Here is a 25,625-nt window from a genome sequence, read left to right on the forward strand (position 1 = left end):
ACTTGCCATGTGCAACCTAGCGGAAGCATGGGTATATTGGGCGCTCATGCGAACCCATAGGCCGTTGGTTTTGTAAGTCTCGATTCTCGAGGTGGCATCGCCAAAACCGATATCGAGCAATCGATCGTCGGTGGCAAGCGACAAACACGCAATGGTTTTGAGCGGGGTAGCCTCGGTGCTGCACGCCCGCCTCGCATCATATGTCTTCGACAGACGTGCGTATGTGGCAACCATCTGGCTATGCACGCGTAGGTACCTGCTTGAAAGGTGTTCCATTGGACTCGGAATGGCTTCGGCATGGCCCGCGTCGGGGGTACGGCCCTGGCTTCTACCCCCGACGCTTTTGCTCTAATGCGTTACCGGCTCGCTATTTATTCGGCTGCTTAGTCATGCGCAGATAGGGCTTGAGCTCGTTCCAGCCGGCCGGGAACAGCTTCTCGGCCTCTTCATTGGACAGCGCCGGCGACACGATCACGTCGTCGCCGTCTTCCCAGTTGGCCGGGGTGGTGACCTTGTAGTTGTCGGTCAACTGCATGGAGTCGATCACCCGCAGGATTTCGCGGAAGTTGCGGCCCGCGCTCTTCGGGTAGGTCAGCGTCATGCGCACCTTCTTGTTCGGGTCGATCACGAACACGCTACGCACCGTCGACGTATCACCCGCGTTGGGGTGAATCATGTCGTAGAGCTCGGCGACCTTGCGATCCGTGTCGCCGATGATCGGGAAGTTCACCGCGCAGCCCTGGGTTTCCTCGATATCCGCCGACCAGCGCTTGTGGTCCTCCACCGAGTCCACCGACACCACGATGACTTTCGTGTTGCGCTTGGCGAACTCGTCCTTGAGACGGCCGGTTTCGCCCAGTTCGGTGGTGCACACCGGGGTGAAATCCGCCGGGTGCGAGAACAGCACACCCCAGCTGTCGCCCAGCCAATCATGAAAATTGATCTTGCCTTCCGTGGTATCGGCGCTGAAATCGGGAGAGTCGTCGCCTAAATGTAAACTCATTATTGCTACCTATGAAATTGTTCTAGAAGATCGATACAGTCCCCCGGAGAGGACTGTTTCAGAAGTTGCTACGGTTCTTGTTAAGCGCCGTCGGGACGTAGAGATTTATAGGCGTTCGATGCACTATCGGGCGCAGACCGTTGTTGCATCATCGTGTCGCAGCTCGCCAGCATGTCCTTCATGTGGAGCATCATCTTCTTCATGTGGGGCTGACTCATCATTTTCATTCCATGCTGTTGAGACATGCTGGAATCCATCGGTTTGTCGTTGGTCAATTGAGATTCAACAAATTCCTGTTGCGCGGTTGCCGTCGATGTCAGGCTCGCAGCTATTAGAGTGCCTGCGATGACGGTGTAGATAAATTTTTTCATGGATGTGGTCCGTTTAAACATGAGTAATGCGATTAGAACTATGTTCATCGGTTTGCGTCTGCGACCTTTCTTCTGTCTTAGTCGTCATAGACGGTTGGTCTTCAGTGGATTGCCGTGGCCGCATACTCCACATCATCCAACCCATCATGATCATGCAGGGCAGGGTGAATAGCAGGGGTGCGACCCCGACGGCCACGATCCAGTTCCAGTTGAAGATCAGGCCAATCGCTGCGACGGCGATGCCGCCAACGATCATGCTTCGCGGCTCAAGCCAGCGCTGTCCGGTTTGATGCGATTCCTGCTGCGACGACGATGCGTCGGAGTTCGAGCTTTTCATCATTGATTCTCCTTGTTATCGATCAAGCTGCGGGTTAGTAGGTGGTGTAGACATCGTCATTCAGGGTGCGGATCACGAACGGCGATGCTTTCTCGCCGCCCATGCCCGGGGAGCCCATGGGCATGCCGGGCAATGAAATACCGCGAATATCCGGCTGTTCGTTCAGCAGCTCCCTGACCACTTCGGCAGGCACGTGGCCGACTACCACATAGTCGCCAACCATCATGGTGTGGCAGGAGGCGAGATTTGGCGGCACGCCGTGTTCACGGTTGGTGCTTGCCATGTCGTCGCTGTCGACAACCTTCACATCGAAGCCGTTTTCATTTAGATAGTCCGCGTATTTCTCGCAGCACATACAGCCGGGGTTGTGATACAGCGTTGCTGTAACCGGTGCGGACGAAGCGACACCGGCAAAGACCGATACCAGAACCCACAGCGACAGCGTCGCGATGGCGCGGTTGAGATGATTTTTCATTGTGATATGACTCCATGTCACTTGAACTGATGCGTATCCGGATAAGTTCGGTGAGAGCACGGGTTTGCACGATCGCCTTTCAGGTCGTGGCGAACGGAGACTGCCGATGCGTTACGCGCGCACAGCAGTACCAAGTATGCTCGTCAGGAAATCCGGACAGTGATGGGCTAGAGGCCCACCGGATCAAGCGTTGCAGTGACGCGGAGGGAAGGGCTCGGGACCGTCGAGCAGTCGTCCGCGGTGAACGCAGACCGAAGAAACACGTGTCGCGGAGATAGGCTGGACACTCTGTAATCTCGCACTGTCCACGCTGGCAAACATTGCACAGGCAGAGGCAGCACAAGTGGTTGGTGTGCCTGGTGCCGCTTGGGACTGGTCCGACGCATCGGACTGACACAGCGCACAGGCGTCGACGGCGGCGGGCGCGGTCTGGACAGCCGAGTGCATGGAAGACGCCATAATCGCCGGGCTCGACAACACGCTGCCGACCACGACAAATATCATAAGGAAATTGGCGATAATCTTCTTCACAAGTTGAATATAAGCGTATGTTTTGTGCTTTACAAGACTGAAGTCGGGTACAGAGTTGGGAGTTTTTTTTGTTGAAAAGGCCCTATTCATGCTCGCACCCTGTAGTAGCGCATCATGCCGTTGTCCTCGTGTTCCATATTGTGGCAGTGATAGAGATACAGACCATCGAAATCGGTAAAGGTCAACGCAATTCGTAGGTGTTCGCCCGGCAGTACGAGTATGGTGTCGTGCAGCCCTGCGTCGACCAAACCGGCCGCGAGCCCGGACCAACCACGGCGACTGCCGACCTGCTTGCGTCCGATCACCGCAAACTGCAGGCCGTGCACGTGCATGGGATGCGGCATCATCGTGTTGTTGACGAACTCCCAGATTTCGGTATCGCCGAGGGTTACGGTTTCGTCGTCGGCCACCGTCGCGCCTCGAAATTGGCGCCCGTTGATGGCAAAGCCGCGCATCATGACCACGCCCAGTTCGAAGCGGCGCACCCGGGTGTCTTGGTCCACGGTCGGTAGTTGCAGAGCGTCGGCCAGGCGCTTGGGTAGCGGCGCTCCGCCGCGCTCGCGGCGCGTGACGCTGAGAGTGAGCACATCGAAGCGTGCGCCGGCAGGTAGCGCCATGTCGCTCATCATGCCGCCCATGCCGCCCATCATTCCGGCTCTATAGCTGTCGCTAACCAAGCGTAGCGCTTTGCCGGGTTCGGTCGTCGATAGATCGACCCACAGGTCGATACGCTGGGCGGGGGCCAGGGTGACGAACGGACGCTGTTCTGGCGCGGCCAGCAAGCCGCCGCCGGTGCCGATCACGGTGACCGGCCGGTCGTCGCTCCAGGCCAGCTTGTAGATACGGGAATTGGAGCCGTTGAGAATGCGCAGGCGATAGGGCCTAGTGCCAACGTCTCTGGTTTCAGGCGGCCGGCCGTTGACCAAAACCTGATCCCCGAGGAAGCCGCGCATGCGCGTCATCATCGATCCCATGCCGCCATCCAGATAGGTCAGCTCGTTGTCGCCGGCGAAACTGCGATCCTGCAACAAGAGAATCATTTCCTGATCGCCGGCCGGTAGGCCTAGCGCACGCTCGGTGTCGTCCTCGATAATCAACGGCCCGGCCAGCCCGGCATAGCTTTGAAAGCCCACGCGGCCGCCGTCGGGCCCATGCGGATGCGGGTGATACCAGTACAGTCCTGCACGATCGACCACGTTGAATGCCACGGTCATGGCCGCGCCAGGTCCGATTGGCAGGCGCGGTTGGCCATCGACATCCGGCGGTACGTGTAGGCCGTGCCAATGCACAGTGGTGTCCTCGGGTAGCCGGTTTTCCAATCGCATCCGTACACGCTGGCCGCGCCGCAGCCGGATGACCGGCCCACAATAGCCGTCGCCCAGGGGCGTGAGCGTATCCTCCGGGCCGCTCAGCCGGTTAGCGGTATAGCGCCAGACTTCGCTGGGCGACCCGGACAAGATCGACACCGTATCGGGATGCGCGCGCAGGCGCATGTCGACGCTGAACCGGCCATCTGTGATGCCGTGGTATGCACTGCCATTGCCGTTTTCATCAGCCGCCGTCTTATCATTGCAGGCGGTCAACAGGAGGGTCGGCGAGACCACCGTGACCCCCGCGAGGCTCCCGAGGCCACGCACTAGAATCCGGCGCCCGCGGTCAATGGGCGTGGTGTGCGACGTGCTCATTTGCGCAGGTACTTGACCAGCGCCATGATGGCAAGCACCAGCAAGGCGAGCAGCAACACCGCGAACAGCATGCAGGCGACCATCATTGGCCCGCCCAGCATACCGCCTTGCATCATCGAGCCGCTCATCATGCCGCCGGCGCCCATCTGGCCGGACCCATCGCCTTCGGCTGCGTGGGCGACCCCGAACAAGGCAATGAGCAGGCTCAGAACGATTGTCGTGACGTATCTCATTGTATTTTCTCGCGGTTCATCTGAGTTTATCGATGCTATTCGTAGGCGATTGGGCGGCGTGTCAATGATTTCTCCGCCTGAGGCGGGGCCATTCCCACAGCAGATACAAGGCGGGCATGACCAGCATGGTGAGCACCAGTGAGCTGAGCATGCCGCCGATCATGGGTGCGGCCACGCGGCGCATGACTTCCGAGCCGGTGCCGTGGCCGAACATAACCGGCAATAAACCGGCGACAATCGCAGCGACCGTCATGGAAATCGGACGCAGGCGTTGCAGGGCACCGTCGCGTACGGCATCACGCACGCCGTTGAAAGAGATTTCTCTGGAGTCGGCCGTGCAGCGTTCTAGGTAAAGACCTACAGACAGGTTCAGGTACACAAGCAGCACCACGCCGATTTCTGTCGTGACGCCTGCCAGAGCGATGAACCCAACCGCGACCGCGACCGACATGTTGTAACCGAGCCAATAAAGCAGCCAGATGCCGCCGGCCAGCGCCATCGGCAGCGTGCCCAGGATAATCAGGGTCTGGGCGACGCTACGAAATGCCATATAGAGCAGCAGGGCGATCAGGGCAACCGTGACGGGGATCACCAATGCCAGGCTCTTCCGCGCCTTTTGCATATATTCGTATTGACCCGACCAGGTCAGTGAATATCCAGGTGGGAGCTGGATCTGGTCGGCCACGACCTTTTGGGCTTCGGCCACATATGAGCCCACGTCCCGATCGGCAATATCGACATAGGTCCAGCCCGTCAGCTGTGCGGCTTCGCTCTTGATCATGGGCGGCCCATCTTCGATATAGACATCGGCGACATCGCCGAGCCTCACATGACCGCCGCGGGCCGTGACGATCGGCAATTGGCGCAGGCTGTCCACCGAATTGCGCCAGTCACGCGGATATCGCAGGTTAACCGGATAGCGTTCCAGGCCCTCGACGGTTTCCGTGATATTCATCCCGCCGATGGCCGTGCGGATGACGTTCTGTACATCATTGATATTTAGACCCAGACGGGCAGCTCGACCTCGATCGATATCCGCCTTGATATAGCGCCCCCCGGCAACGCGCTCGGCATAGACCGACATGGTGCCTTCGACCTTGGGCAGCAGTTGCTCCAGTCGTTTACCAATTTTCTCGATCTCATTCAGGTTCGGGCCGCCGACCTTGATGCCGATCGGGGTTTTTATGCCCGTGGACAGCATATCGATTCGTGTCTTGATCGGCATCACCCAGGCGTTGGTCAGGCCGGGCAGATGAACACGCTCCTCGAGTTCCCTGCGTATATCGGCCTTGGTGATCCCAGGCCGCCATTCTGACTCGGGTTTGAACTGGATAATCGACTCGACCATCGCCAATGGGGCCGGGTCGGTGGCGGTTCTGGCGCGTCCCATCTTGCCGAATACGGACTCGACCTCCGGTACGCTCATGATCAGCTTGTTGGTCTGCTGCAGTGTCTGGCGTGCTTTGTCGGCTGAGATGCCCGGTCGCGCCGAAGGCATGTACATGAGATCGCCTTCGTCCAGCGGCGGCATGAACTCGGAACCCAGCTGGTTCGCGGGCCAGATGCTGGCCGCTATGACGACCACTCCCGCGATCAGAACGGGCCAGGGATAACGCATCACCGTGTTGATGGCCGGCCGGTAGATAGCGGTCAGAAGTCGGTTCACCGGATTACGGTGTTCGGGCATGATACGGCCGCGAATGAAATAGCCCATCAGCACCGGCACAAGCGTGATCGCAAGAATCGCGGCTGCCGCCATCGCATAGGTTTTGGTATAGGCCAGCGGCGCGAACATACGGCCGGCCTGTCCTGTCAGCGTAAACACCGGCAGGAATGACACTGCAATAATCACCAGAGCAAAGAACAGGGGCGGGCCGACTTCGATGGTGGCGTTGGCCACGATCCGCCATCGGTTTTCCTTGGTTACAGTTTCGCGCTCCATGTGTTTGTGCAGGTTTTCGATCATCACGATGGCCCCGTCCACCATCGCGCCGATTGCAATCGCGATGCCGCCCAGCGACATGATGTTCGCGTTGAGTCCCTGCATGTGCATGACGATGAACGCCATCAAAATGCCAACCGGCAAGCTGACAATGGCCACCAACGCCGAACGCAGATGAAACAGGAACAATCCGCAGATCAGTGCGACCACCAGGAATTCTTCAATCAGCTTGCCGCGTAGATTCTCGATGGCTTTGTCGATCAATTCCGAGCGGTCATAGGTGGGCACGATCTCAACGCCGGGCGGCAGGCCGCTCTTCAACGCAGCCAGCTTGGTCTTTACGCCGTCGATGACTTCCTGTGCGTTTTCGCCCGACCGCATGACGATGACACCGCCCACGACTTCGCCCTGACCGTTGAGTTCGGTGATACCGCGCCGGATCTGTGGCCCATGGCGAACCTCCGCGACATCCTTGACCTGTACCGGCGTGCCTTTGTCGTCTGTCATCAAGGGCACTTGCAGCAGATCCTTGATGTTCTGTAGATAACCGCTGGCCCGGACCATGTATTCGGCTTCGGCCAACTCCACCACGGCGCCGCCGGTCTCTTGATTCGCGTTCTGGATCGCTGATTTGACCCGCTTAAGCGTGATGCCGTAGGCGCGCAGCTTGTCGGGATTCACCACGACCTGGTACTGGCGCACCATGCCGCCAGCGGTCGCCACCTCGGCGACGCCGGAAACAGTCTGCAACTGATACTTCAGAAACCAGTCCTGAATACTGGTCAGCTCGGCAAGATCGTGTTGACCGGTCTTGTCCACCAGCGCGTACTCGTAGACCCATCCGACCCCCGTGGCATCCGGCCCGAGGCTTGGATTGGCCTCGGCAGGTAGGCTAGGGGCGACTTGGTTCAGGTATTCAAGGACTCTGGATCGTGCCCAGTAGAGATCCGTGCCTTCCTCGAAAATGATGTAGACGAACGAGTCGCCAAAAAAAGAATAGCCACGCACCACGGTCGCCCCGGGCACCGCCAGCATCGCCGTTTCCAGCGGGTAAGTGACCTGATCCTGTACCACCTGTGGCGCCTGGCCAGGGTATGACGTTTTGACAATGACCTGAACGTCCGACAGGTCGGGGATCGCGTCCACCGGCGTTCTCTGCAGGGTATACAGACCGGCGACGACGGTGAGTGCCAGTCCTAAAAGGACGAAGGCGCGATTGGTCAGTGACCAACGGATGATGGCCGTGATCATGGCTGTGCTGCCTTGTCTTGCTCGGGTTGCATTGCGCCGCCCATATCCATATCGGGCATATCATTGCCAGGCATCGCAGACGGCATTTTCTCGGCTGTTTCGGGTGTCGCGGTACCGGGGTTCGCCATCGACATGGTCGACATGCTCGCTTCCGTCGACGTAGGTTCGGCCGCGCAGCCGGGTTTGTCGGTGCCAAGCCGTAGCGCGGCTGCGTCGACATTGGCTTCGGAGTCGAGCATGAACTGGGCCGAGGTAACGACGTGCTGGCCGGCTCGCAGGCCTGCGAGAATTTCAACCCGGTCGCCGGAACTCGTACCGGCCTCGACCGGGCATACATCGAAACGACCGTCACCGCGCGAGACAACCACGCGCTGACTCTGACCAGTACGAATCAGCGCCATCTGCGGAATGAATACCGCATTTTTCTGCGGTGCCGTCTTGATCGTCACGTGCGAGTACATGTTGGGCTGCAGCTTGCGATCCGGATTCTCGAAGCGCACCCGCACCTTCACTGTCCGTGTTTTTTCGTCGACCGTCGGGTAGATATAGTCGACCGTGCCCTCCCACTGCCGGTCGGGAAACGCCTCGAACTTTGCGATCGCCGTCTGTCCTTTTTCTATCAGCGCCGCGCTACCCTCATCCATTTCGACCTGCACCCAGACCTTGCTGAGATCGGCCAGCTTCATGACCTGAGTGGCCGGCTGCACGTACGCGCCTTCACGGATATTCAGCTCAACTACGACGCCAGCCGTTGGTGAACGCCGAGACACCCGGTCGCTGACTTTCTGGCCGCGCCGGGTCTGCTCAATCTGCTCGGTCGTGAAGCCGAGTGAGCGCATCCGCTGGCGTGACGCACTGATCAATGACTGACTGCCACTCGTCAGGGCGGTCTGGTATTCGCGCTGTGCGGTCTCGAGTTTGGGCGAGAACAGCTCGTACAACATCTCGCCGGGCTCAACGGCGCTGCCGACAGTCTTGACCGCCAGTTTTTCCACCCAGCCGTCGGCACGCGTATTGATGCTGGTGATGGTGTCCTCGTCATAGGTGACATAGCCGACGGCTTCGAGGCGATTGGAAAGTGAACCTTGTTTGACTTCTGCCGTACGGACACCGAGATTATTCACAACCGCAGGATTTATCCTGACGTCGCTGGATTCTCCATTTTCATTTTCGTTCGCGTAGACCGGTACCAGGTCCATACCCATGGGTGACTTACCGGGCTTGTCGCGCCGAAAGTTCGCATCCATCGGGGCTTTCCAGTACAACACCTCGCGCTCGTTCGACGCCGAGTCGTTGGACGCCATCGAGCCAGACATTTGCCCGCTGCGCACGCCGATGCCGTAGCCGACCAGCGTTGCAAGCGCCAATACAACGAGTATTACGAAAAACCAGGCGTATCTTTTCATGGCGTATGTGTTCTGTTGTGTGGGGCCCATGCGGAGATGCCGCCGCGCTGGCGCGGCCGGATGATGTGTGGGTCGCGCAGGCTTGTTATGCAGGTAGCGGCGCTTGATTTGTACGCTTCTGGCATGCGCTCTCGAGCTGGCCCGTGGCGGCTGCGCGCGCTGTGTTTCGGCGCAGTAACAAACGCCGTTTCCAGCACTATCAAGGCCTGAGTGGCGTGCTTTGCCGTCACCGCCTTCATTGGAAGAACATGTCGAGATTGAAGCCGGTATCAGCAGACGTCCTGTCCATCCGCGACCCGGACCACCGCGCCAGCTGTGCCCGTGCGGCGAAATAGTCAGCACGGGCCCGTTCGAGATTCAGATCGATATCAAGCTGTTTTTCTTCCGCGCTCATTACATCGGCAAAAGAGCCGTTGCCGGCGCCGTAGGTCGCGCGTGCTGCGCTCAGGTTGGCCCGTGCGAGCGGGGTCAGTTGTTTTTCGTAGAGCGCGATCGTGTGTCTGGCTTCCTCGGCCGCTGCGTAGGCCTGCTCCAATTCGCTGAGCAGTTCGGCGCGTTGGTCTTGGAGCTCGAACTCGCTCTGCATGATCCGAGCCTGGGCTTCATCGAGCCCGGCCCGGTACTTGCTTCGATCCAGGGGCAAACTCACGCCTACACCGACCACCCAGCGTTTTTCCCTGGCATCCCACAGGCTGTTGTAACCGCCGAATACCTTTAAGTCGGGATAGAAGGCCTTGTGCGCGAGCGCTTCGCGATCCTTGCGTGCGGCAATCTGTCGTTCGATCTTCACAAGCTCGGGGTGCGAGGCAATCGCCTGCTGGCGCAGCGCGTCGAATTTCACCAACGGGCCCAGTAAAGGCAGTGCAGAGGGCGCAGCGATCGTGGCGTTGGGAGAGCGCGTGAGCAGACGGTTGATCTTGGCCCGCACATCACGCTGCAGGCGTTGAAATTGTATCGCCTGATGTTTGAGGCGTTGGCGCTGCACGGCGGCCTGCAGAACGTCCTGTTGCTCGCCCAGCCCAGCCGCATAACGGCTCTCGGCCACGTCGTACAGATCCCCGACGAGCTTTTGATTGGCCTTGTTGATCTCCAGTGCACGATGTACATAACGCCAATCGGCATAAAGCACACGGGTAGCGGCCGCCAGCCGCAGCCGCAAAGAAGCAACGCTCTGGCTAGCGGCTTGTGCGTTCTTGCGCGCCGCGTCGGCCCGTAAGCCCAGGGTTCCGGGCCAGGGTATTTCCTGAGAGATCTCGAATCGTGCATTCGGTCCGCGCGTGCGACCCGCTGGCGTGTCGAGACCGTCGAGGGTTTCCGGCGCGACGGCCACTGACAGCTGTGGATCCGGTAACGACCCGGCCGGTTTCACTCGCGCCTCGGCGGCATCGACCGCCGCCCGAAGAGCGTGTATGCCGGCGTTCTGTTGCAATACCGATGCGACAAGCGGCTCGACGGCAAGGCGTGAGCTCTCCGGTAGGGCATTCTGGGCCGAAGCCGCGTTGGAACTGATAACCAGTACGATTGCCAGTAGCAGCAACGAGTTTATGAATAGCGCTCGCCGCAACTGCGCGCGCACGCTTGCAGGCACAGGCAACACCTGTGCCAGGGGGCCGATGGCCATGATTGATCTCCAAAGCTAGGGGAGCAGGGCGCAATCGAGAGCGCACCCTGCGATCATGCGATTTAGCTTTGAAACAACCTCGGTGGTCGGAGCAGGCCGGCACCATGTGCAGTGAGCGGCGAGGTCGGACGCGGGGCGAGCCCGGAATGATCCCGCGGGCTCGCCGGGACGAGCGCGCCCACGTGGCTTGTCAGCGCTACGCATCCCGAGGCGCACGGGGCCTGGCAAGTGGAATCGTCTGAGCACTCCAGCGCAGTGTTTTCGGCCGTGTTGTTTTGCAAGGCAATGGTTGCGGTCGAAGACATCGGGCTTGCCCGAACTTTGGAATCGGTCGTGTCAACGCTGCTCATCGCCAACGGCGCATACACCGGAAGTAGCAACAGCAGCAGTAGATAGACGAGGGACGATTTCAAGGACGACGTCAGCCAAGAATTAATATCAAAGAATGATAAGCCCGTACAGCAGTACGGAGTCAAGTGCTTGATTTGGATAGTCACTTGAAACCGAGCCTTTGTCTTGTTGACGTCATGGCCGTCGCCACATGAGCTTGTCAGGCCCCTTGCTTATTCAGCCACACTCGCCACAGCATCAAAAAACATCGACGGCCGCTGCCACAGAGAATTGACGAAGATGGCGGTCACGCTGGCCGCCATGGCGACCATCGCCCAGACCGAGTAGATGAGTCCGGTGGCGGCGAGCGGGATACCGATGCCGTTGAAGGCAAACGCGAGGCCGACGTTCTGCAGCATCTTGCGATAGCCCCAGCGGCTGATCTGCCAGGCGGTGATCACGGCGCCGACCTGGCCGTTGAGGAGAATGATGTCGGCCGCGTCGATGGCGATATCGGTGCCGCTGCCCATGGCAATGCCGACATCGGCCTGCATCAGGGCCGGGGCGTCGTTGATGCCATCGCCGACCATGGCGACCCGCGCGTCCTGTTGCATCGTACGCAACACCTCAGCCTTGTCGGCCGGCAGTATCCCGGCATGAACATCGTCGATCCCGGCGCGCTCGGCGATATGTCGGGCCGTGCGTTCATTATCGCCGGTGAGCATCGCCGTGCGAATGCCCAATGCGCGCAGCCGGGTCACCGTTTCGACGGTATCGGCGCGCAGCGCATCACCGAGCGCGATGGCACCGAGCAACTGGCCGCCGCGGGCGACCCCAATCACGGTATGGCCGGCTTGTTCCGATGCTTCGATGCTTTGCATCAAGGCGACGAGTTCAACCCCGGTCGAGTTCAGAAATACCGGGCTGCCCACGAGAATATCGGCGCCGTTCACACGCGCGGTCACCCCGCGCCCTGACTCGGCCTGAAAATCCTCTACGTCAGGAAAGTCCAGGCCGCGCGCCAGCGCCGCTTCTACCACGGCCCGGCCCAGTGGATGCTCGGAGGCGGCCTAGACGGCGGCGGCGAGTGAGAGCAGATCGTCCTCGCTCTGATCGGACGTTGCGCACTCGATCTGGCGCACCGCGGGCCGGCCTTCGGTCAGCGTGCCGGTCTTGTCGAACACCACGGTCGTGATCTTGCGCAGGGCCTGGAAGGCCTCGCCGGTGCGCATCAATACGCCCTTGTCGGCCGCCTCGCCCGCGCCGCGCACAATCGACAGCGGCGCAGAGATGCCGACCGCGCAGGGATAGCCCATCACCAGAACCGTCAACGCGGCAAACACGGCCCGCTGGAAATCGGGATCGGCGCCGGACAACAGCGGCGCCAGCGTCCAGCCCAGAAAGGCGAGGATCGAGATCGTCAACACGGTGGGCGTATAGACCTGCAGCACGCGGTCGACGATATGCAGCAAGCCGGGCTTGAGCGCCCGCGCATCTTCCACGCTGCTGATCACCTGGTGCAGAAAGCTTTCGTCACCGACCGCGGTGACCCGGACCAGCAGCGTGCCGCTGCCGTTGATGGCGCCGCCGACGACTTCATGACCTTCAGATTTTTCCACCGGCAAGGGCTCCCCGGTAATCAGCGATTCGTCCACGTCCGAAGCGCCGCCGACGATCTCGCCGTCGACAGGAATTCGTTCGCCCGGCCGCACGCGCACCTGCATGCCGACGGTGACCTGCTCGACTGCCCTATCCTGTTCGCCCGTGTCGGTCACCACGTGCGCGGTGTCCGGCTGCAGATCGAGTAACCGCTTGACCGACTGCGCGCTGCGCGTCTTGACGATCAACGACAGCCATTCGGAGAACAGATGATAGGTCAGCACCATCACGGACACCGCGAAAAACGCCGCCGTGGGGTAGCCTTCCGGGCGCAGGATCAGGCCGATCGCACCGCCGGCGAGGCCCGCGAAGGCGCCAATTTCGACCAATACGTGCTGATTGAGAATACCGCGCCGCAGCGACTGAAAGGCCATCATCCCCATATGCCGCGCCAGCCCGAACACCATGGCCACCGCCAGCGCGGCGACCAGCAGCGCTTCGAATCCCGCGATCACGCCGCTTAATCGCAGCGCGAACAGTGCCAGCCCGCCCGCGGCCAGCGCGCCGTTGCCCGTCAACGCGGTCATCGGGCCGGCGCCGCGCAACACCGCGTATCCAAAACCGACCAGGCTGACGTAGACGAGCGCCGACAGCGCCAGCGTCCAGGCGCTACTGAAATCGACAATCAGGCCGACCGCCGCCAGACTCACGGCCAGGGCTGCGACGAAGCGGTTGCGCTCGACCGCCAGTGCGGCTTCCTGGCGCTCAAACGGTTCGACCTTGCGCGGATCGCTCAACGTATAGCCGATCTGCTGGAGCGTGCGCATCAGGTCTTGCGCGCTGGTCTGTCTATTGTCGAACTCGACTAGCGCCTGCTCATGGGTCAGACTCGCGGCGACCCGTTGCACGCCCGGCTTGGCGCCCAGTGCCTGTTCGATAGTGCCGGTGCATAGCGAGCAGTGCAGTCCGCCAATATGGGCACGCACACGGCGGATGCCCGTGTCGCCGGTGGCTTCTTCACTCCAGGGAGTGAGACCGTCTGGGGTGGCTGTTGCGTTGTTCATAGCGCTTGCTCCTGCGGATTACCGGATCGCGTTTTGATAGCGCTCAAATCCTGTGACTAATAAAATGCTAATGAGATGGACCAAAAGCCGAGTAGCACCAGCACGGCGCCGGTGACGCGCGGCATGCGCGAGGCCAGCCGGGCGACCCAATTGAGCATCCGGCGTCCACGCGGGGTAAAAACCGCGAACACCAGCGGGCTGGACAGGGCCAGACCGAACACCAGCAAGGTCGAGGCGCCGTAGACCATGCCGCCACCGGCGGCCGCCTGCGCAGCGGAGCTGCCCAGCAGCACGGCCAGCAGCGGCCCGGCGCAGGCCGGGATATTCAATCCGAATACGGCGCCCAGCGCGATACTGCCCGTACCAGTCGAGACCTGGGGCAGCAGGCGGTTAGTCTGGCGAATCATCCAGGACGCGCCGCCGGCCAGATAGACCAGCCCCAGCACGATATAGGCGCTGCCCAGAACGACCCACAGACCATGCCAAATGCCCAGAAAGCGTGCCCCGATCACAGCGGCGGGGACACCCAGCCCGGCCATCAATGAGCCACGCACCGCAGCAAACACCAGCGTCTGCAAAACACGCTGGCGCTCCGGGAGCCGGTCCAGAAATTTCAAAAAGAGGAGGTGGCTGCCGACCGAGCACGGCTCCACGAAACCGAGCAGACCCAGGCCTGCGGCCAGTACCAGCGTTGGCGCCAGATATATGTTCAGCGGTCGGCGACCGTCGCTTTATAGCCAGCCTCCTGAACAGCCTTGGCCAGTGTCTGGGCCGACACCTGATCGGCGTCGTGGGCGACACGCGCCTGCTGTGGGTCGAGCGATACCGAACAGCCTTTCACGCCGGCTTGCTGCTCGATGACGTGCTGCACGATCTGTACGCAGCCTTGGCAGTGCATGCCGTCGATTGTCAGCGTCGCGGTCTGCATCGTTCGCTCCTGATGAATCGGCACTCGGGCAAACCGAGCCCCGGTGTATGTATGTCAGGAGAGCTTAGATGCTGGAGTTGACTCCAGGTCAAGTGTTCATTTCAGATGACTTGCTCAGACTGACAAGCGGGGATCAATCCGGCGTATCGAGGCCGTCGATGATCGGGCAGCCGTGATCGCTGCCGCGGCACAATTTAAGGAGTCGTTCGAGTTCCTGTTGCAGCTGATCGAGATCCGCCATGCGGTGACGTATCTCCTGCAGCTTGTGTTCGGTCAGCTGCGCGACCTCCGGCCGGGCGGCATCCCGGCAGCCTTTGAATTCGAGTAGTTGCCGAATTTCATTGAGCGAGAAGTCGCATCGCTGCGCGCGCTGGATGAAGTGCAGTCGCGAAAGGTCTCCGGACTCGTAGCGCCGGCGGCCGCCAGTATCACGTGCAATCCGTGGCAGCAGTCCGATCTTTTCGTAATAGCGCAGCGTGTCGACGGACATGCCGGCTTGCCGTGCTGTTTCGCCAATACTCAGTCCGGACATGGTCGATCAAGACTTATTGAGGGGTTGTTATAGGGCGATTCTAGACCTCATGGATTGCATCGCAATCCATGACGCCTTTGGGATCGACCAAAATTTCGCCCAAAAAACCCTTTTCACAAATACTCCCGATTCAATCCGTATCAGGGGGCTGTCGTACTCAAGACCAGTCGACTGCGCGGGGCTCGGCTCGCTATTGACATCCAAATGGCATGCCCTTACCGCCGGCGCGGCTTTGGCGGCTTTGTTGATCCGAACGTTGATTGGCGTGACCGGCAGGGCTCGAGGCGAGTGACGGACTAACGATCGCGCTGAGACTGCGGCCGGCTAATACTGATCACTTTGGTTACCGATACGGCTGACGACCCCATCAACGGATCACTTGCGTGCCGACCAAGATGACCAGCGCGCCGGTGATCGCCAATCCGGCGCCCGCGACATCCCAAGCGTTCGGCCGTATCCCCTCGGCCAGCCACAGCCAACCCAGTGAGGTGGCGATATACAGACCGCCATAGGAGGCATAAGCGCGGCCGGCAGCACTGACATCGATCCGGGTCAGCAGATAGGCGAACAGCGCCAGCGAGAGCAATCCCGGGATGAGCCACCAAGCACTCTTGTCTTGACGCAGCCACGCCCAGAACGCGAAGCAACCGGCGATTTCTGCCAATGCGGCACCCAGATAAATCGCAGTGCTTATCGAGTAGAACTGGATCATGGCGATGCGATATCCGGATTATTCTTCAACACAGACGAACCGATCGACGTATTCACGATGAATCGGCGATACGGTCGCTGCGGCGCGCCGTGCCGCCCAAGCCGCAACGGCACAGTCCCCAGGCGAACAGAGCAAACAGCAGGTGATTGATCAGGAACACGAAGATGAGTGTCGGGCCGACCGCCAAGCCGAGGAAACCCCAGCCGACAATCGGCAGAAAGACCACGAGCAGAAAAGCCCACAGCGCCAGACCGAGTGCCAGTGCCTTACCGAAACCAAAGCGCGGAAACGCCCAGACCGCATAGACCATCGTCCAGAACGTCACGTAGGCCAAGTGGAAGATCAGGCCTACCGGAAGCGGCATGTGCTGGCCAGTCAGCGTGTCGACAAACGCCAATGCCAGCGGTTTCGGCAGCGGGCTGGAGCGGCCCAGCTTCCACGGACATTAATCAGAAGGGACTGGACTTGTCCGGGTCCGTTAGACACTTCTGGCCTATGATTGGACTTGTCCGGGTCCGTTAGACACTTCTGGCCTATGATTTGAGCATAGGAGGAAGTGTAATGAGCAGTCAGCGATATACCCCGGAATTCAAGGACGAAGCGGTTCGGCAGGTGCTGGACCGTGGCTATCCAGTCGCCGATGTGGCCGAGCGTCTCGGCGTGTCGGCTCATAGCCTGTACAAGTGGGTAAAGGCGGTGAAGCCGGACGACACCGAGCAACGAGCTAACGAGCTGGTCGAAGCCAAAAGCGAGATCCTTAAGCTGCGCGCACGGTTGCGCCGTACCGAAGAGGAGCGCGATATCCTAAAAAAGGCCGCGAGGTACTTCGCTCAACAGCCCGAGTGAAGTACCAGTTCATCAACGATCATCGCGCCATGTTCAAGACCGCCATGATGTGTCGAGTGCTGCGCGCTTCGCGCAGCGGCTTCTATGCGTGGTTGCATAAACCGTTGTCGGATCGTGCGATCGAAGACCGGCGTTTACTCGCTCTGATTCGCGACTCGTACGCAGCCAGCGACGGTGTTTACGGTTATCTGCGCGTCTACGCCGATCTTCAGGAAGCAGGCGAAACCTGTGGCAAGCATCGCGTCGCGCGGATCATGCGAGAGAATCGAATCAAAGCATTACGCGGCTATAAGGCACCACGACATATCGTCGGTCGGCCTTCGATCATCGCGCCGAATCGCTTGAACCGCGAGTTCACCGTCGCCCGGCCGGACCAGGTCTGGGTGACTGACATCACCTATATCCGGACCTGGCAGGGCTGGCTCTATCTCGCCGTCGTCGTCGATCTCTATGCCCGCAAGGTCGTCGGCTGGTCGATGAAGCCCACGCTGGGGCGCGAGGTCGTGCTCAATGCGTTGTTGATGGCGGTCTGGCGGCGCAAACCCGCCCGTCGGGTGCTGGTGCACTCCGACCAGGGCACTCAGTTCGGCAGCGACGACTGGCGCCGCTTCTGTCGCGAACATAACCTCGAACCCAGCATGAGCCGGCGTGGCAACTGCTGGGATAATGCGGTGGTCGAGTCGTTCTTCTCGAGCCTGAAGAAAGAGCGGATCAAGAAACGGGTCTACAAGACCCGTGATCTCGCTCGGGCTGACATCTTCGATTACATCGAAGCGTTCTACAATCGAACCCGTCGACACAGCCATCTCGGCGGCATCAGTCCCGAGGCCTTCGAACAGGCCTCGTCGTGAGGGTCACGAGTGTCTATGGATCAGGGTAAGTCCAGGCTGACCCCGGTTTTGAGGGCCACCACCATGATGATGGCCAGGGCAATGCCATTGAGCAGGCCCAGCCCCAGGGCTTTGCCCCACTGGCCGGCAGTGAATCGAGAAACGGTCATATCGCCATCCTTTGAAACATCGGTTTATTTGCAGCGTTATTTCGAGTCATTAGCATCGGATGAGCAGCACTGGCCTTGTGGCCGGCAGGCGGGCGGGCAACCCTCGGGCGCGTCCTCGCAGCAGTGCTCGATCAGATAGGCCACCAGGCCGTGGGTGGCTGTGTAGTCGACGGCATAACGCATCTCGCGCCCGGCGCGACGGGTCGTCACCAGGCCGGCATGCTTGAGATCCTTGAGATGGAACGACAAGCTGTTGGGCGCTACGCCGATCGCTTCGGCGACCTGCTTGGCGGCGACGCCGTCCGGCCCGAAACGGGTGAGGTAACGAAACACGTTCAAGCGGGTGTCATTACCCAATGCACATAACAAGGTGACGGCCTGTTGCTGGTTCATGCTTGCGCTCTCGAAGTCGGCGTTTCGCGCGGGCGGGATGACGTCGGCACTTCGAAGCCGCGTCGCACCACCGGGCGCTCGGTCAGATGGGCATACCACCGCTCCAGGTGGGTAAAATCGTCAAGTGCCAGCCCCCACTTCTGCACCGCCCGGATCCAGGGCAGTAGCGCAATATCCGCGATAGAATAGGCGCCGCCGATGTAGGTTCGCTCTTGCAGCGCGCCGTCAAGCACGCCCAACAGTCGCAACACCTCGCTGCGATAGCGGGCCAGGGCGTGGGGTTCGCCCTCTCGAAGACGAAAATGATTGAACTGCCCGCTCATGGGCCCGAGGCTGCCCGCCTGAAAGAACAACCACTGCAGCACGTCTAGCCGCGCCGCCGGGTCCGCCGGCAATAACCGGCCGGCTTTCTCGGCCAGATAGATCAGAGTCGGACCGGACTCCCACACAACGCGTCCGGTGTCCGTATCCCGGATCACCGGAATCTTGCCGTTGGGGTTGAGCCGACGAAACCACGCAGCGTGTGGTTCGCCCTTGGCGATATCGAGCAAACGCGCTTCATACGCTAAACCGGTTTCTTCCAGCATGATAGCCAGCTTGCGGCCGTTAGGGGTGAGGGCGGTATAGGCTTCGATCATGATGGATGCAATCATTTTTAACGATTCGACTATTCTATAATACTACGTTTGTCGTAGTTATTGTCAAATACTTGCACCCTCGGCCGGGCAGGCCGACTCTTGCCAGTTCATCGGCTACGCCCTGTTGCTAAAGTGAGAACTCTCGGTAACCCCGATCTGACGCGTTATGATTGAAACCGGAAAAACCATCGGACAACTGGCGGCTGCGGCCGGCGTCAATGTGCAAACGGTGCGCTACTACCAACGGCGCGGATTGATCGAGCAACCGCCCAAACCGTCTTCTGGCTACCGCCGCTATCCGCGCGCGACCATGGAGCGCATCCGTTTCATCAAGCGCGCGCAGGGCCTGGGTTTCAGCCTCGACGAAATCCGCGAGTTGCTGACATTGGGCGACGGCCATTGCGATGACGTGCGTCGTGTGGCCGAACATCAGCGCGCGATGGTCGCGGCCCGCATCGCCGATCTGGCCGCGATGCAGGACACGCTGGATGGGCTGATCGATCGCTGCCGGAACGCCCATCCGCCTGGCCATTGCCCGCTGATCGAGACCCTGTCCCACCGCGACTGAAATAATCCGCCCAACCTCTTGACACGGTACCTGGGTACCGCGCTTAAGCTCTGCTCCGTCGGTTTATAGAACCATCACGGAGCCTTGCCATGAACGATTCCACTACCGCGCGCGCCTGGAACGACGACTCATCGACGGCCGCGCCGTCGCGGATCGCGCAAGACAGCGGCGACGACAACCTGCATGTCGCCATCATCGGCAGCGGCAGCGGGGCGTTTGCGGCCGCCATCCGCGCCGCCGAGGCCGGAGCGCGTGTCACCCTGATCGAGTCGGGCGATATCATCGGCGGCACCTGTGTCAACGTCGGCTGTGTGCCCTCCAAGATCCAGATTCGCGCGGCTGAACTGGCCCAGCATCAGCGCCACAATCCGTTCGAGGGGCTGGCAGATCGCGAGCCGAAGATCGACCGGTCCCGTCTGCAGAGCCAACAGCAGTCGCGGGTCGAAGAGCTACGCGAAGCCAAGTACCAGAAGATCCTTGATGATAATCCGGCGATTACCCTGCGTCGCGGGCAGGCCCGTTTCGAGGATGCTCATACGCTGATCATCGCGGCACAGGACGGGACCGAACATCGCTTGGCGGCCGATCGGATCCTGATCGCCACAGGTGCCTCGCCGACGATCCCCCCGATACTGGGCCTGGCCGACACACCGTATTGGACCTCCGATGAAGCGGTCTTCAGTTCGGAGGCGCCCGAGCATCTACTCGTCATTGGGGCCTCGGTGGTCGCCGTCGAACAGGCCCAGGCGTTTCGCCGTCTGGGTTCCGAGGTCACCGTGCTGGCCCGAAGCACGCTGCTGTCCAGCGAGGATCCGGCGCTGGGCGACGGCATCGCAGCGGCTTTTCGAGCCGAAGGGATCGACGTGCGTGAGCATACCCAGGCGCGTGCGGTACGTTTCGAGGCCGGGCAATTCATTCTCGACACCGACGACGGCCCGATCCAGGGCGATCGACTGCTGGTCGCCACGGGACGCGCCCCGAATACCCGTGATCTGGCGCTGGACAAGGTCGGGGTGGAGACCGATGACAGCGGTGCAATCCTGGTGGACACGTCGCTGCGTACCAGCGCCGAGGCTATCTATGCCACCGGCGATTGCACGACGCTGCCCCAGTTCGTCTATGTGGCCGCTGCCGGCGGTACCCGGGCGGCGGTCAACATGACCGGCGGACACGCCCGGCTGGACCTATCCGCCATGCCCGCGGTGATCTTTACCGATCCGCAGGTGGCAACCGTGGGATTGGATGAACGCCAGGCACAGGCGCGGGGCCTAGAAGTCGAGACCCGCACGCTGGGCCTGGAACACGTACCACGGGCGCTGGCCAACTTCGAGACCCGCGGCTTCGTCAAACTGGTCGCCGAGGCGGGCACTCATCGCCTGCTGGGCGCCCAGATTCTGGCCCCCGAGGCCGGCGAGATGATCCAGACCGCCGTACTGGCCGTGCACCACGGCATGACCGTCGAGGCCCTGGGCGATCTGCTGTTTCCTTATCTGGTGCACGTCGAAGCGCTCAAGCTCTGTGCCCAGACCTTTACCAAGGATGTCGAGCAGCTGTCCTGTTGTGCCGGCTGAGATTTTTCGTTTTTTGTCATCAGTCTATTTGAAGAGGTATGACCATGAGTTTGTCACGTCAATCGGTCGGTCTGGTCGGTTCATTGTTCGTCAGTGCTTGTTGTCTGGGCGCCGGCCCGATCCTCGCGGCGCTGGCCGCGGCGTTGGGTTTTAGCGCGTTCCACTCGATCCTCAATGTCTACCTGCTGGGGCCGCTGATGGCGATCTCCGTGTTATGGATCGTCGGTAACCTCGCGCTCCAGGGCCGCGTCCTGACGGGAGCGGCGCATGGCTACCGACCGTTCTGGATCGGTCTGGTGGGCGGGTCACTGGCCTGGGTGGGCGTTTTACTACCGCATGTGGTCATGGGCACAAGGGCCGCAGGCACGGCTCTGATTGTTATTGGCATGCCGTTATTGATCGGGGCATCCGTTTGGAGTGTGATCGATCAACGCCGCTCGCGTCACACCACCGTTCACGACGGCTAGCCAAACTAATGTGGAAATATAATCGGCGGGAGAACAGAAAGACGCTTACACGTACGATTTTTCCGTTTCGTGCGTGGTCCACGAATTCCTAGCGAGGCAAATGAGCGGTCTACGTCGAAATGAACGGCAACCAGACCGCTAATGCAATCAAGGTGGCCAGTAAAACCGGTGGTGTCAGCATGAGGCCGATCTTCATATACTGGCCCCAACCAATCCGGTAGCCCTTGCCGGCCAGCACGTGCAGCCATAGGAGCGTCGCCAGGCTGCCGATCGGTGTGAATTTAGGACCGAGATCGTTGCCGATGATGTTGGCATACACCATCAGGCGGTACGTCAACTCCGGCACATGCGCCTGTTTGATAGCCAGGGCACCCACGAGCGTCGAGGGCATGTTGTTCATGATGGATGCGACCAGCGCGGCGAGAAAGCCGGTGCCCAGCGTGGCCACGAGCGCGCCTTGTTGCCCCAGCCAATTGAGTACCGTCGCGCCGTAATCCGTCAGTCCGGCTTGCCCCAGGCCGTAGACCACCAAGTACATGCCAATCGAGAACAGCACGATCTGCCAAGGCGCGTTACGAAGGACCGGACCAAGCGAGATGACAGCACCATCGCCGCGGCGCCACCAGCGGCCGGCAATGGCCATGAGAACAATCGCCCCAGCGCCGGTCACCAGGCAAAACGGCACATGCCACGGCGCCAGGACAAAATAAGCCACAAGCAGCACGGCGAGCACGGGCAGCGCCGCACGAAACACGTAAGGATCAACGATCGCGCTGGCCGGCGGGTCAAGCGCGGCCAGCGGATAAAGAGAAGGTATGCGCCGCCCAAACGCCAGCCAGAGAACGCCCAGCGTCGCAGCGATCGAGTCCAGATCGACGGGCACCATGACCGCGGCGTATCGGCTGAACGACACATCGAAGAAATTCGCACTGACGATATTGACCAGGTTGGAGATCACCAGTGGCAGACTGGCCGTATCGGCAATGAAGCCGGTGGCGATGATGAAAGCCAGCGCTGCCGAGGCCGAGAATTCCAGCCGCAGCAAGATCGCGATGACGATAGGCGTGAGCAACAGCGCCGCACCGTCATTGGCGAAGAATGCGGCGATCACGGCACCCAACAACACGATCAGGGGAAACAGCAGATGTCCGCGCCCGTTGCCCCAGCGCGCGATATGCAGTGCCGCCCACGAGAAAAAACCGGCCTCGTCGAGAATCAGGGAGATGATGATCAGCGCCACGAACGTGAACGTCGCATCCCAGACGATATCCCAGACAACGCGCACATCGGCCCAGTGCACCACGCCGGTGGCGAGTGCAACCGCCGCGCCGCCCAGCGCGCTCCAGCCAATACCGAGGTTTTTCGGTTGCCAGATAACGAGCACGAGCGTGACGATGAAGATGGCCAGCGCCAGCATGGCCTCCGCTCCAGTGGTTTTGCTTAGTGCGCGACTTGGTTGACGCGCCGGGACGTTTCCTCGGCGCTTTCCACGCGCTCGGAGTAGCGATGGGTCAGATAGTCGCCCCGGTCGCGCATTAGCCAGGTGAATTTCACGAGTTCTTCGCACACATCGACGACCCGTCGATACAGCGGCGAATCCTGCATGCGGCCGTCGTCGTCGAACTCGCCGAATGCTTTCGGCACGGAGGACTGATTGGGAATCGTGACCATGCGCATCCAGCGGCCCAGAATCCGGAGTTGATTGACGGCGTTGAAGCTCTGGCTGCCGCCGGAGACTTCCATGACCGCCAGGGTCTTGCCTTGGGTGGGGCGCACGCCACCCAGCGACAGCGGAATCCAGTCGATCTGAGTCTTCATGATGCCGGTCATCGCGCCGTGGCGTTCCGGGCTGACCCACACCATGCCTTCCGACCAGGTCGCCAGTTCGCGCAGCGCCTGTACCTTCGGATGACCGGCCTCAGTGTCGTCCGGCAGCGGCAGGCCGGACGGATCGAATAGCCGCACCTCGCAGCCGAACCACCGCAACAGGCGGGCGGCTTCCTCGGCGACAAAGCGCGAATAGGACCGCGCCCGAAGCGAACCATAAAGAATCAGAATCGGCGGCGCATGCCGCGACGTGTTGGGGCCGGCCAATGCCTCGATATCAATCGGCCGTAGCGACGCCGGATCGATGTTGGGCAGATCGTGAAAATCTATGCGGTGCGTCATCAGCGGTCCTTCGAATACGTGACGACTTCACCGTCTTCCTTGGTGAAGGTTTCGACCGGGGCGGCCAGCAAGTCCAGAACTCTTTCAGACGGCCGACACAAACGCACGCCCCGGTCAGTTACCACGATCGGTCGGTTGATTAGGATGGGGTGCGCCCGCATGGCGTCGATCAGTTGGTCATCACGCAACGCTGGATCATCAAGACCCAGCTCGTCGTAAGGCGTGCCCTTGCGCCGCAACAGATCGCGCGGCGGCATGCCCATCCGGTCGAGCAGCTCAAGCAGCCGCTCGCGCGACGGTGGATTCTTGAGATATTCGACGATCTCCGGCGTCTCACCAGACGCTTCGATCATGGCCAATGTGTTGCGCGACGTGCCGCAGTCCGGGTTGTGGTAAATCAAAGGTTGCATGAGAGTTCGTCTCCAGTTGGGCTGCCACTCGTAGCGGATGAGTGGGGCAATCTGTGGGGTGTCAGCGTTCCAGTCAGCCGCATCCCGAGGTGGCGCACACTTATCAGTTCAGGGTGGTCGCCGGCTCGTTGAGCAGTTGTTCCACGTAAACACGCATGGCGTCTCGGGTGGTGGCAAACGCGTTCTCGATTTCCTGCGCGTTGCCAACTACACGGGCCGGATCTTCGAGCGGCCAGTGGATATTACGTGTACCGGTCGGCAGCACAGGACAGTGTTCATCGGCATGGCCGCAGACGGTCACCACCACGTCTGCCCATTCGATATCGGCGTTGTGCAGCACCGACGACGGCTGGTTGGAGATATCAATGCCGACCGCCTGCATGGTTGCGACCGCGTTGGGATTAATGCCGTGGGCTTCGAGACCGGCCGAGCGCACCGATACCCGGTCGCCGCCCAGATGCCGGGTCCACCCTTCGGCGATTTGCGAGCGGCAACTGTTGTCGGTACAGACATAGAGAATATTCATCGGACGTCCTTGGCCCATCAGTTGGCGCAGCGTTCGCTGGGGCGGTCCGGCATGGTCGCCAGTTGCAGGGCGTCATCGGCGAAGGGCGACGACTCGACGTTTGCCGCGACCGTCGTCGCAATGACTTGTCGCGCCCAGGTGGACAGGTTCTTGGCGATGCGGTAGTGCACCCAGATGCGCTCGCGTCGATCGCCCACGATGCCGGCGTCGCGCAGCAGTTTCAGGTGGCGCGAAATTTTCGGTTGGGACAGGTCGAGCGCGTGCACCAATTCACAGACACACAGTTCGTCGTGTGTGGCGATCAGCACGAGGCAGCGCAGGCGTGTGCTGTCCGCCAATGCCTGGAAGAAATCTTCGGGTTGCAGCGCTGAGGTATCGGATTCGATAGGTCGAGCCGGTGCACCGTTCATGTCTCGGACTCCGAGCTGGCATCCGATGTATCGCGGCCGATGATCTCAACGTCTCGTTGCAGCGTGAGTCGATCGCGCGACGCGATCGGCAGGCTCATGAACAGTTGTACCCGGCGACTGATGTCATGCAATGCATCGCGGAACGCTTGACGCTCTTGTTCCGGGTCGTCGACTACGCGCGATGGGTCAGCGATGCCCCAGTGCCCCGTAACCGGTTTGTTCGGCCACGCCGGACAAATCTGGCTTGCCGTCTTGTCGCACACGGTGAAGACGAAATCCATGGGCGGCGCGTCGGAGGAGGCAAAAATATCCCAGTGCTTGGGATGCAGCTTATCGGTAGGAATCGAAAGTGATTCGAGCAGAGCCAGCGTTTGCGGATGGACCGCATCGGCCGGATCGCTTCCAGCGCTGTAAGCGCGAAGGCCACTGGCCGGCATCGAGTTCACCAGTGCCTCGCCAAGGATACTGCGGGCGCTGTTGTGCTGACACAGAAACAGCACGTTATAAGAGCGCTCGTTGGCATGGATAAATATGGTTTCCCGTATATTTCATAAATAGTATATACGGGAAAACAAATATGGCAATACCATGCCTTCAGAAGAAGTGC

27 protein-coding genes and 1 pseudogene are annotated in these 25,625 nt (G+C 60.7%); 4 read left to right on the forward strand and 24 right to left on the reverse strand.

Annotation, left to right across the window (positions count from 1 at the left end; genetic code table 11):
- Positions 1-367: 367 nt before the first annotated feature.
- From T31B1_RS17980 to T31B1_RS18050, 15 genes and pseudogenes are all read right to left on the reverse strand, one after another.
- Positions 368-1,003, reverse strand: a complete 636-nt coding sequence (locus T31B1_RS17980) for a peroxiredoxin (protein ID WP_353250920.1) — start codon at positions 1,001-1,003, stop codon at positions 368-370.
- A gap of 80 nt (positions 1,004-1,083) precedes the next feature.
- Entirely contained in the window at positions 1,084-1,374 is a 291-nt protein-coding gene (locus tag T31B1_RS17985; RefSeq protein ID WP_353250921.1) for a hypothetical protein, read from the reverse strand.
- 13 nt (positions 1,375-1,387) lie between these two features.
- Positions 1,388-1,714: a hypothetical protein gene (locus T31B1_RS17990; protein ID WP_353250922.1), complete on the reverse strand. Its 327-nt coding sequence runs from the start codon at positions 1,712-1,714 to the stop codon at positions 1,388-1,390.
- Positions 1,715-1,745: 31 nt separating this feature from the next.
- Positions 1,746-2,186, reverse strand: a complete 441-nt coding sequence (locus tag T31B1_RS17995) for a DUF411 domain-containing protein (protein ID WP_353250923.1) — start codon at positions 2,184-2,186, stop codon at positions 1,746-1,748.
- A 617-nt stretch (positions 2,187-2,803) separates the two neighbouring features.
- A complete protein-coding gene (locus tag T31B1_RS18000) occupies positions 2,804-4,402 on the reverse strand; it encodes a multicopper oxidase family protein (RefSeq protein ID WP_353250924.1) in 1,599 nt (532 codons plus the stop codon).
- A complete protein-coding gene (locus T31B1_RS18005) occupies positions 4,399-4,635 on the reverse strand; it encodes a hypothetical protein (protein ID WP_353250925.1) in 237 nt (78 codons plus the stop codon). Before T31B1_RS18005 ends, T31B1_RS18000 begins: the two co-directional genes overlap by 4 nt.
- Before the next feature lie 61 nt (positions 4,636-4,696).
- Positions 4,697-7,828 (reverse strand): efflux RND transporter permease subunit, encoded by a 3,132-nt coding sequence (locus tag T31B1_RS18010; RefSeq protein WP_353250926.1) that lies wholly within the window; start codon positions 7,826-7,828, stop codon positions 4,697-4,699.
- Entirely contained in the window at positions 7,825-9,234 is a 1,410-nt protein-coding gene (locus T31B1_RS18015) for an efflux RND transporter periplasmic adaptor subunit (RefSeq protein ID WP_353250927.1), read from the reverse strand. Before T31B1_RS18015 ends, T31B1_RS18010 begins: the two co-directional genes overlap by 4 nt.
- Positions 9,235-9,469: 235 nt before the next feature.
- Positions 9,470-10,855 (reverse strand): TolC family protein, encoded by a 1,386-nt coding sequence (locus T31B1_RS18020; RefSeq protein WP_353250928.1) that lies wholly within the window; start codon positions 10,853-10,855, stop codon positions 9,470-9,472.
- 563 nt (positions 10,856-11,418) lie between these two features.
- Positions 11,419-13,848, reverse strand: a pseudogene (locus T31B1_RS18025) (heavy metal translocating P-type ATPase).
- A 56-nt stretch (positions 13,849-13,904) separates the two neighbouring features.
- Entirely contained in the window at positions 13,905-14,426 is a 522-nt protein-coding gene (locus T31B1_RS18030; RefSeq protein WP_502951037.1) for a hypothetical protein, read from the reverse strand.
- Positions 14,427-14,557: 131 nt separating this feature from the next.
- Entirely contained in the window at positions 14,558-14,776 is a 219-nt protein-coding gene (locus tag T31B1_RS18035; protein WP_353250929.1) for a heavy-metal-associated domain-containing protein, read from the reverse strand.
- Between the two features lie 133 nt (positions 14,777-14,909).
- Positions 14,910-15,266, reverse strand: a complete 357-nt coding sequence (locus tag T31B1_RS18040) for a MerR family DNA-binding protein (protein WP_502951038.1) — start codon at positions 15,264-15,266, stop codon at positions 14,910-14,912.
- 409 nt (positions 15,267-15,675) lie between these two features.
- The gene (locus T31B1_RS18045; protein ID WP_353250931.1) at positions 15,676-16,020 is read right to left on the reverse strand and encodes a YnfA family protein; all 345 of its coding nucleotides are present in this window, start codon (positions 16,018-16,020) and stop codon (positions 15,676-15,678) included.
- Between the two features lie 52 nt (positions 16,021-16,072).
- Entirely contained in the window at positions 16,073-16,384 is a 312-nt protein-coding gene (locus T31B1_RS18050) for a hypothetical protein (protein WP_353250932.1), read from the reverse strand.
- Positions 16,385-16,581: 197 nt separating this feature from the next.
- Between T31B1_RS18050 and T31B1_RS18055 the strand changes: the two genes are divergently transcribed.
- Positions 16,582-17,717 (forward strand): IS3 family transposase gene (locus T31B1_RS18055; protein WP_353250933.1). Its coding sequence is split into 2 segments (ribosomal slippage): positions 16,582-16,825 and positions 16,825-17,717, totalling 1,137 coding nucleotides; the frame shifts between segments, so codons are not numbered across the junction.
- A 20-nt stretch (positions 17,718-17,737) separates the two neighbouring features.
- Here the strand turns inward: T31B1_RS18055 and T31B1_RS18060 are convergent.
- From T31B1_RS18060 to T31B1_RS18070, 3 genes are read right to left on the reverse strand one after another with little or no spacing between them, the layout of a single operon-like run.
- Positions 17,738-17,866, reverse strand: a complete 129-nt coding sequence (locus T31B1_RS18060) for a hypothetical protein (RefSeq protein WP_353250934.1) — start codon at positions 17,864-17,866, stop codon at positions 17,738-17,740.
- 36 nt (positions 17,867-17,902) lie between these two features.
- Positions 17,903-18,259, reverse strand: coding sequence for an ArsR/SmtB family transcription factor (locus T31B1_RS18065; RefSeq protein WP_353250935.1), 357 nt, complete (start codon positions 18,257-18,259; stop codon positions 17,903-17,905).
- Positions 18,256-18,912, reverse strand: coding sequence for a glutathione S-transferase family protein (locus T31B1_RS18070; RefSeq protein ID WP_353250936.1), 657 nt, complete (start codon positions 18,910-18,912; stop codon positions 18,256-18,258). The genes T31B1_RS18065 and T31B1_RS18070 overlap by 4 nt, the downstream gene beginning before the upstream one ends.
- Positions 18,913-19,063: 151 nt before the next feature.
- Here T31B1_RS18070 and merR point away from each other — a divergent pair, with 151 nt between their 5' ends.
- The 3 genes from merR (at position 19,064) to T31B1_RS18085 (ending at position 21,503) form a co-directional block, all read left to right on the forward strand.
- Entirely contained in the window at positions 19,064-19,465 is a 402-nt protein-coding gene (merR, locus tag T31B1_RS18075; protein WP_353250937.1) for a mercury resistance transcriptional regulator MerR, read from the forward strand.
- A gap of 89 nt (positions 19,466-19,554) precedes the next feature.
- A complete protein-coding gene (gene merA / locus T31B1_RS18080) occupies positions 19,555-21,036 on the forward strand; it encodes a mercury(II) reductase (RefSeq protein WP_353250938.1) in 1,482 nt (493 codons plus the stop codon).
- Between the two features lie 44 nt (positions 21,037-21,080).
- Positions 21,081-21,503, forward strand: coding sequence for a hypothetical protein (locus tag T31B1_RS18085; protein WP_353250939.1), 423 nt, complete (start codon positions 21,081-21,083; stop codon positions 21,501-21,503).
- Positions 21,504-21,612: 109 nt separating this feature from the next.
- On the opposite strand, the gene T31B1_RS18090 is transcribed toward T31B1_RS18085, so the two are convergent.
- The 6 genes from T31B1_RS18090 to T31B1_RS18115 form a co-directional block, all read right to left on the reverse strand.
- The gene (locus T31B1_RS18090) at positions 21,613-22,920 is read right to left on the reverse strand and encodes an arsenic transporter (protein WP_353250940.1); all 1,308 of its coding nucleotides are present in this window, start codon (positions 22,918-22,920) and stop codon (positions 21,613-21,615) included.
- Between the two features lie 23 nt (positions 22,921-22,943).
- Positions 22,944-23,672 carry an arsenical resistance protein ArsH gene (gene arsH / locus T31B1_RS18095; RefSeq protein ID WP_353250941.1) on the reverse strand — a complete coding sequence of 243 codons (729 nt, stop codon included), beginning with the start codon at positions 23,670-23,672 and terminating at the stop codon, positions 22,944-22,946.
- Entirely contained in the window at positions 23,672-24,082 is a 411-nt protein-coding gene (gene arsC / locus T31B1_RS18100; RefSeq protein ID WP_353250942.1) for an arsenate reductase (glutaredoxin), read from the reverse strand. The genes arsH and arsC overlap by 1 nt, the downstream gene beginning before the upstream one ends.
- 103 nt (positions 24,083-24,185) lie before the next feature.
- A complete protein-coding gene (locus T31B1_RS18105; RefSeq protein WP_353250943.1) occupies positions 24,186-24,608 on the reverse strand; it encodes an arsenate reductase ArsC in 423 nt (140 codons plus the stop codon).
- Positions 24,609-24,625: 17 nt separating this feature from the next.
- The gene (locus tag T31B1_RS18110) at positions 24,626-25,018 is read right to left on the reverse strand and encodes a metalloregulator ArsR/SmtB family transcription factor (RefSeq protein WP_353250944.1); all 393 of its coding nucleotides are present in this window, start codon (positions 25,016-25,018) and stop codon (positions 24,626-24,628) included.
- A complete protein-coding gene (locus T31B1_RS18115; protein ID WP_353250945.1) occupies positions 25,015-25,518 on the reverse strand; it encodes an arsenate reductase ArsC in 504 nt (167 codons plus the stop codon). The genes T31B1_RS18110 and T31B1_RS18115 overlap by 4 nt, the downstream gene beginning before the upstream one ends.
- Positions 25,519-25,625 lie beyond the last annotated feature (107 nt).

This window comes from Salinisphaera sp. T31B1, assembly GCF_040361275.1.
GTDB lineage: Bacteria > Pseudomonadota > Gammaproteobacteria > Nevskiales > Salinisphaeraceae > Salinisphaera.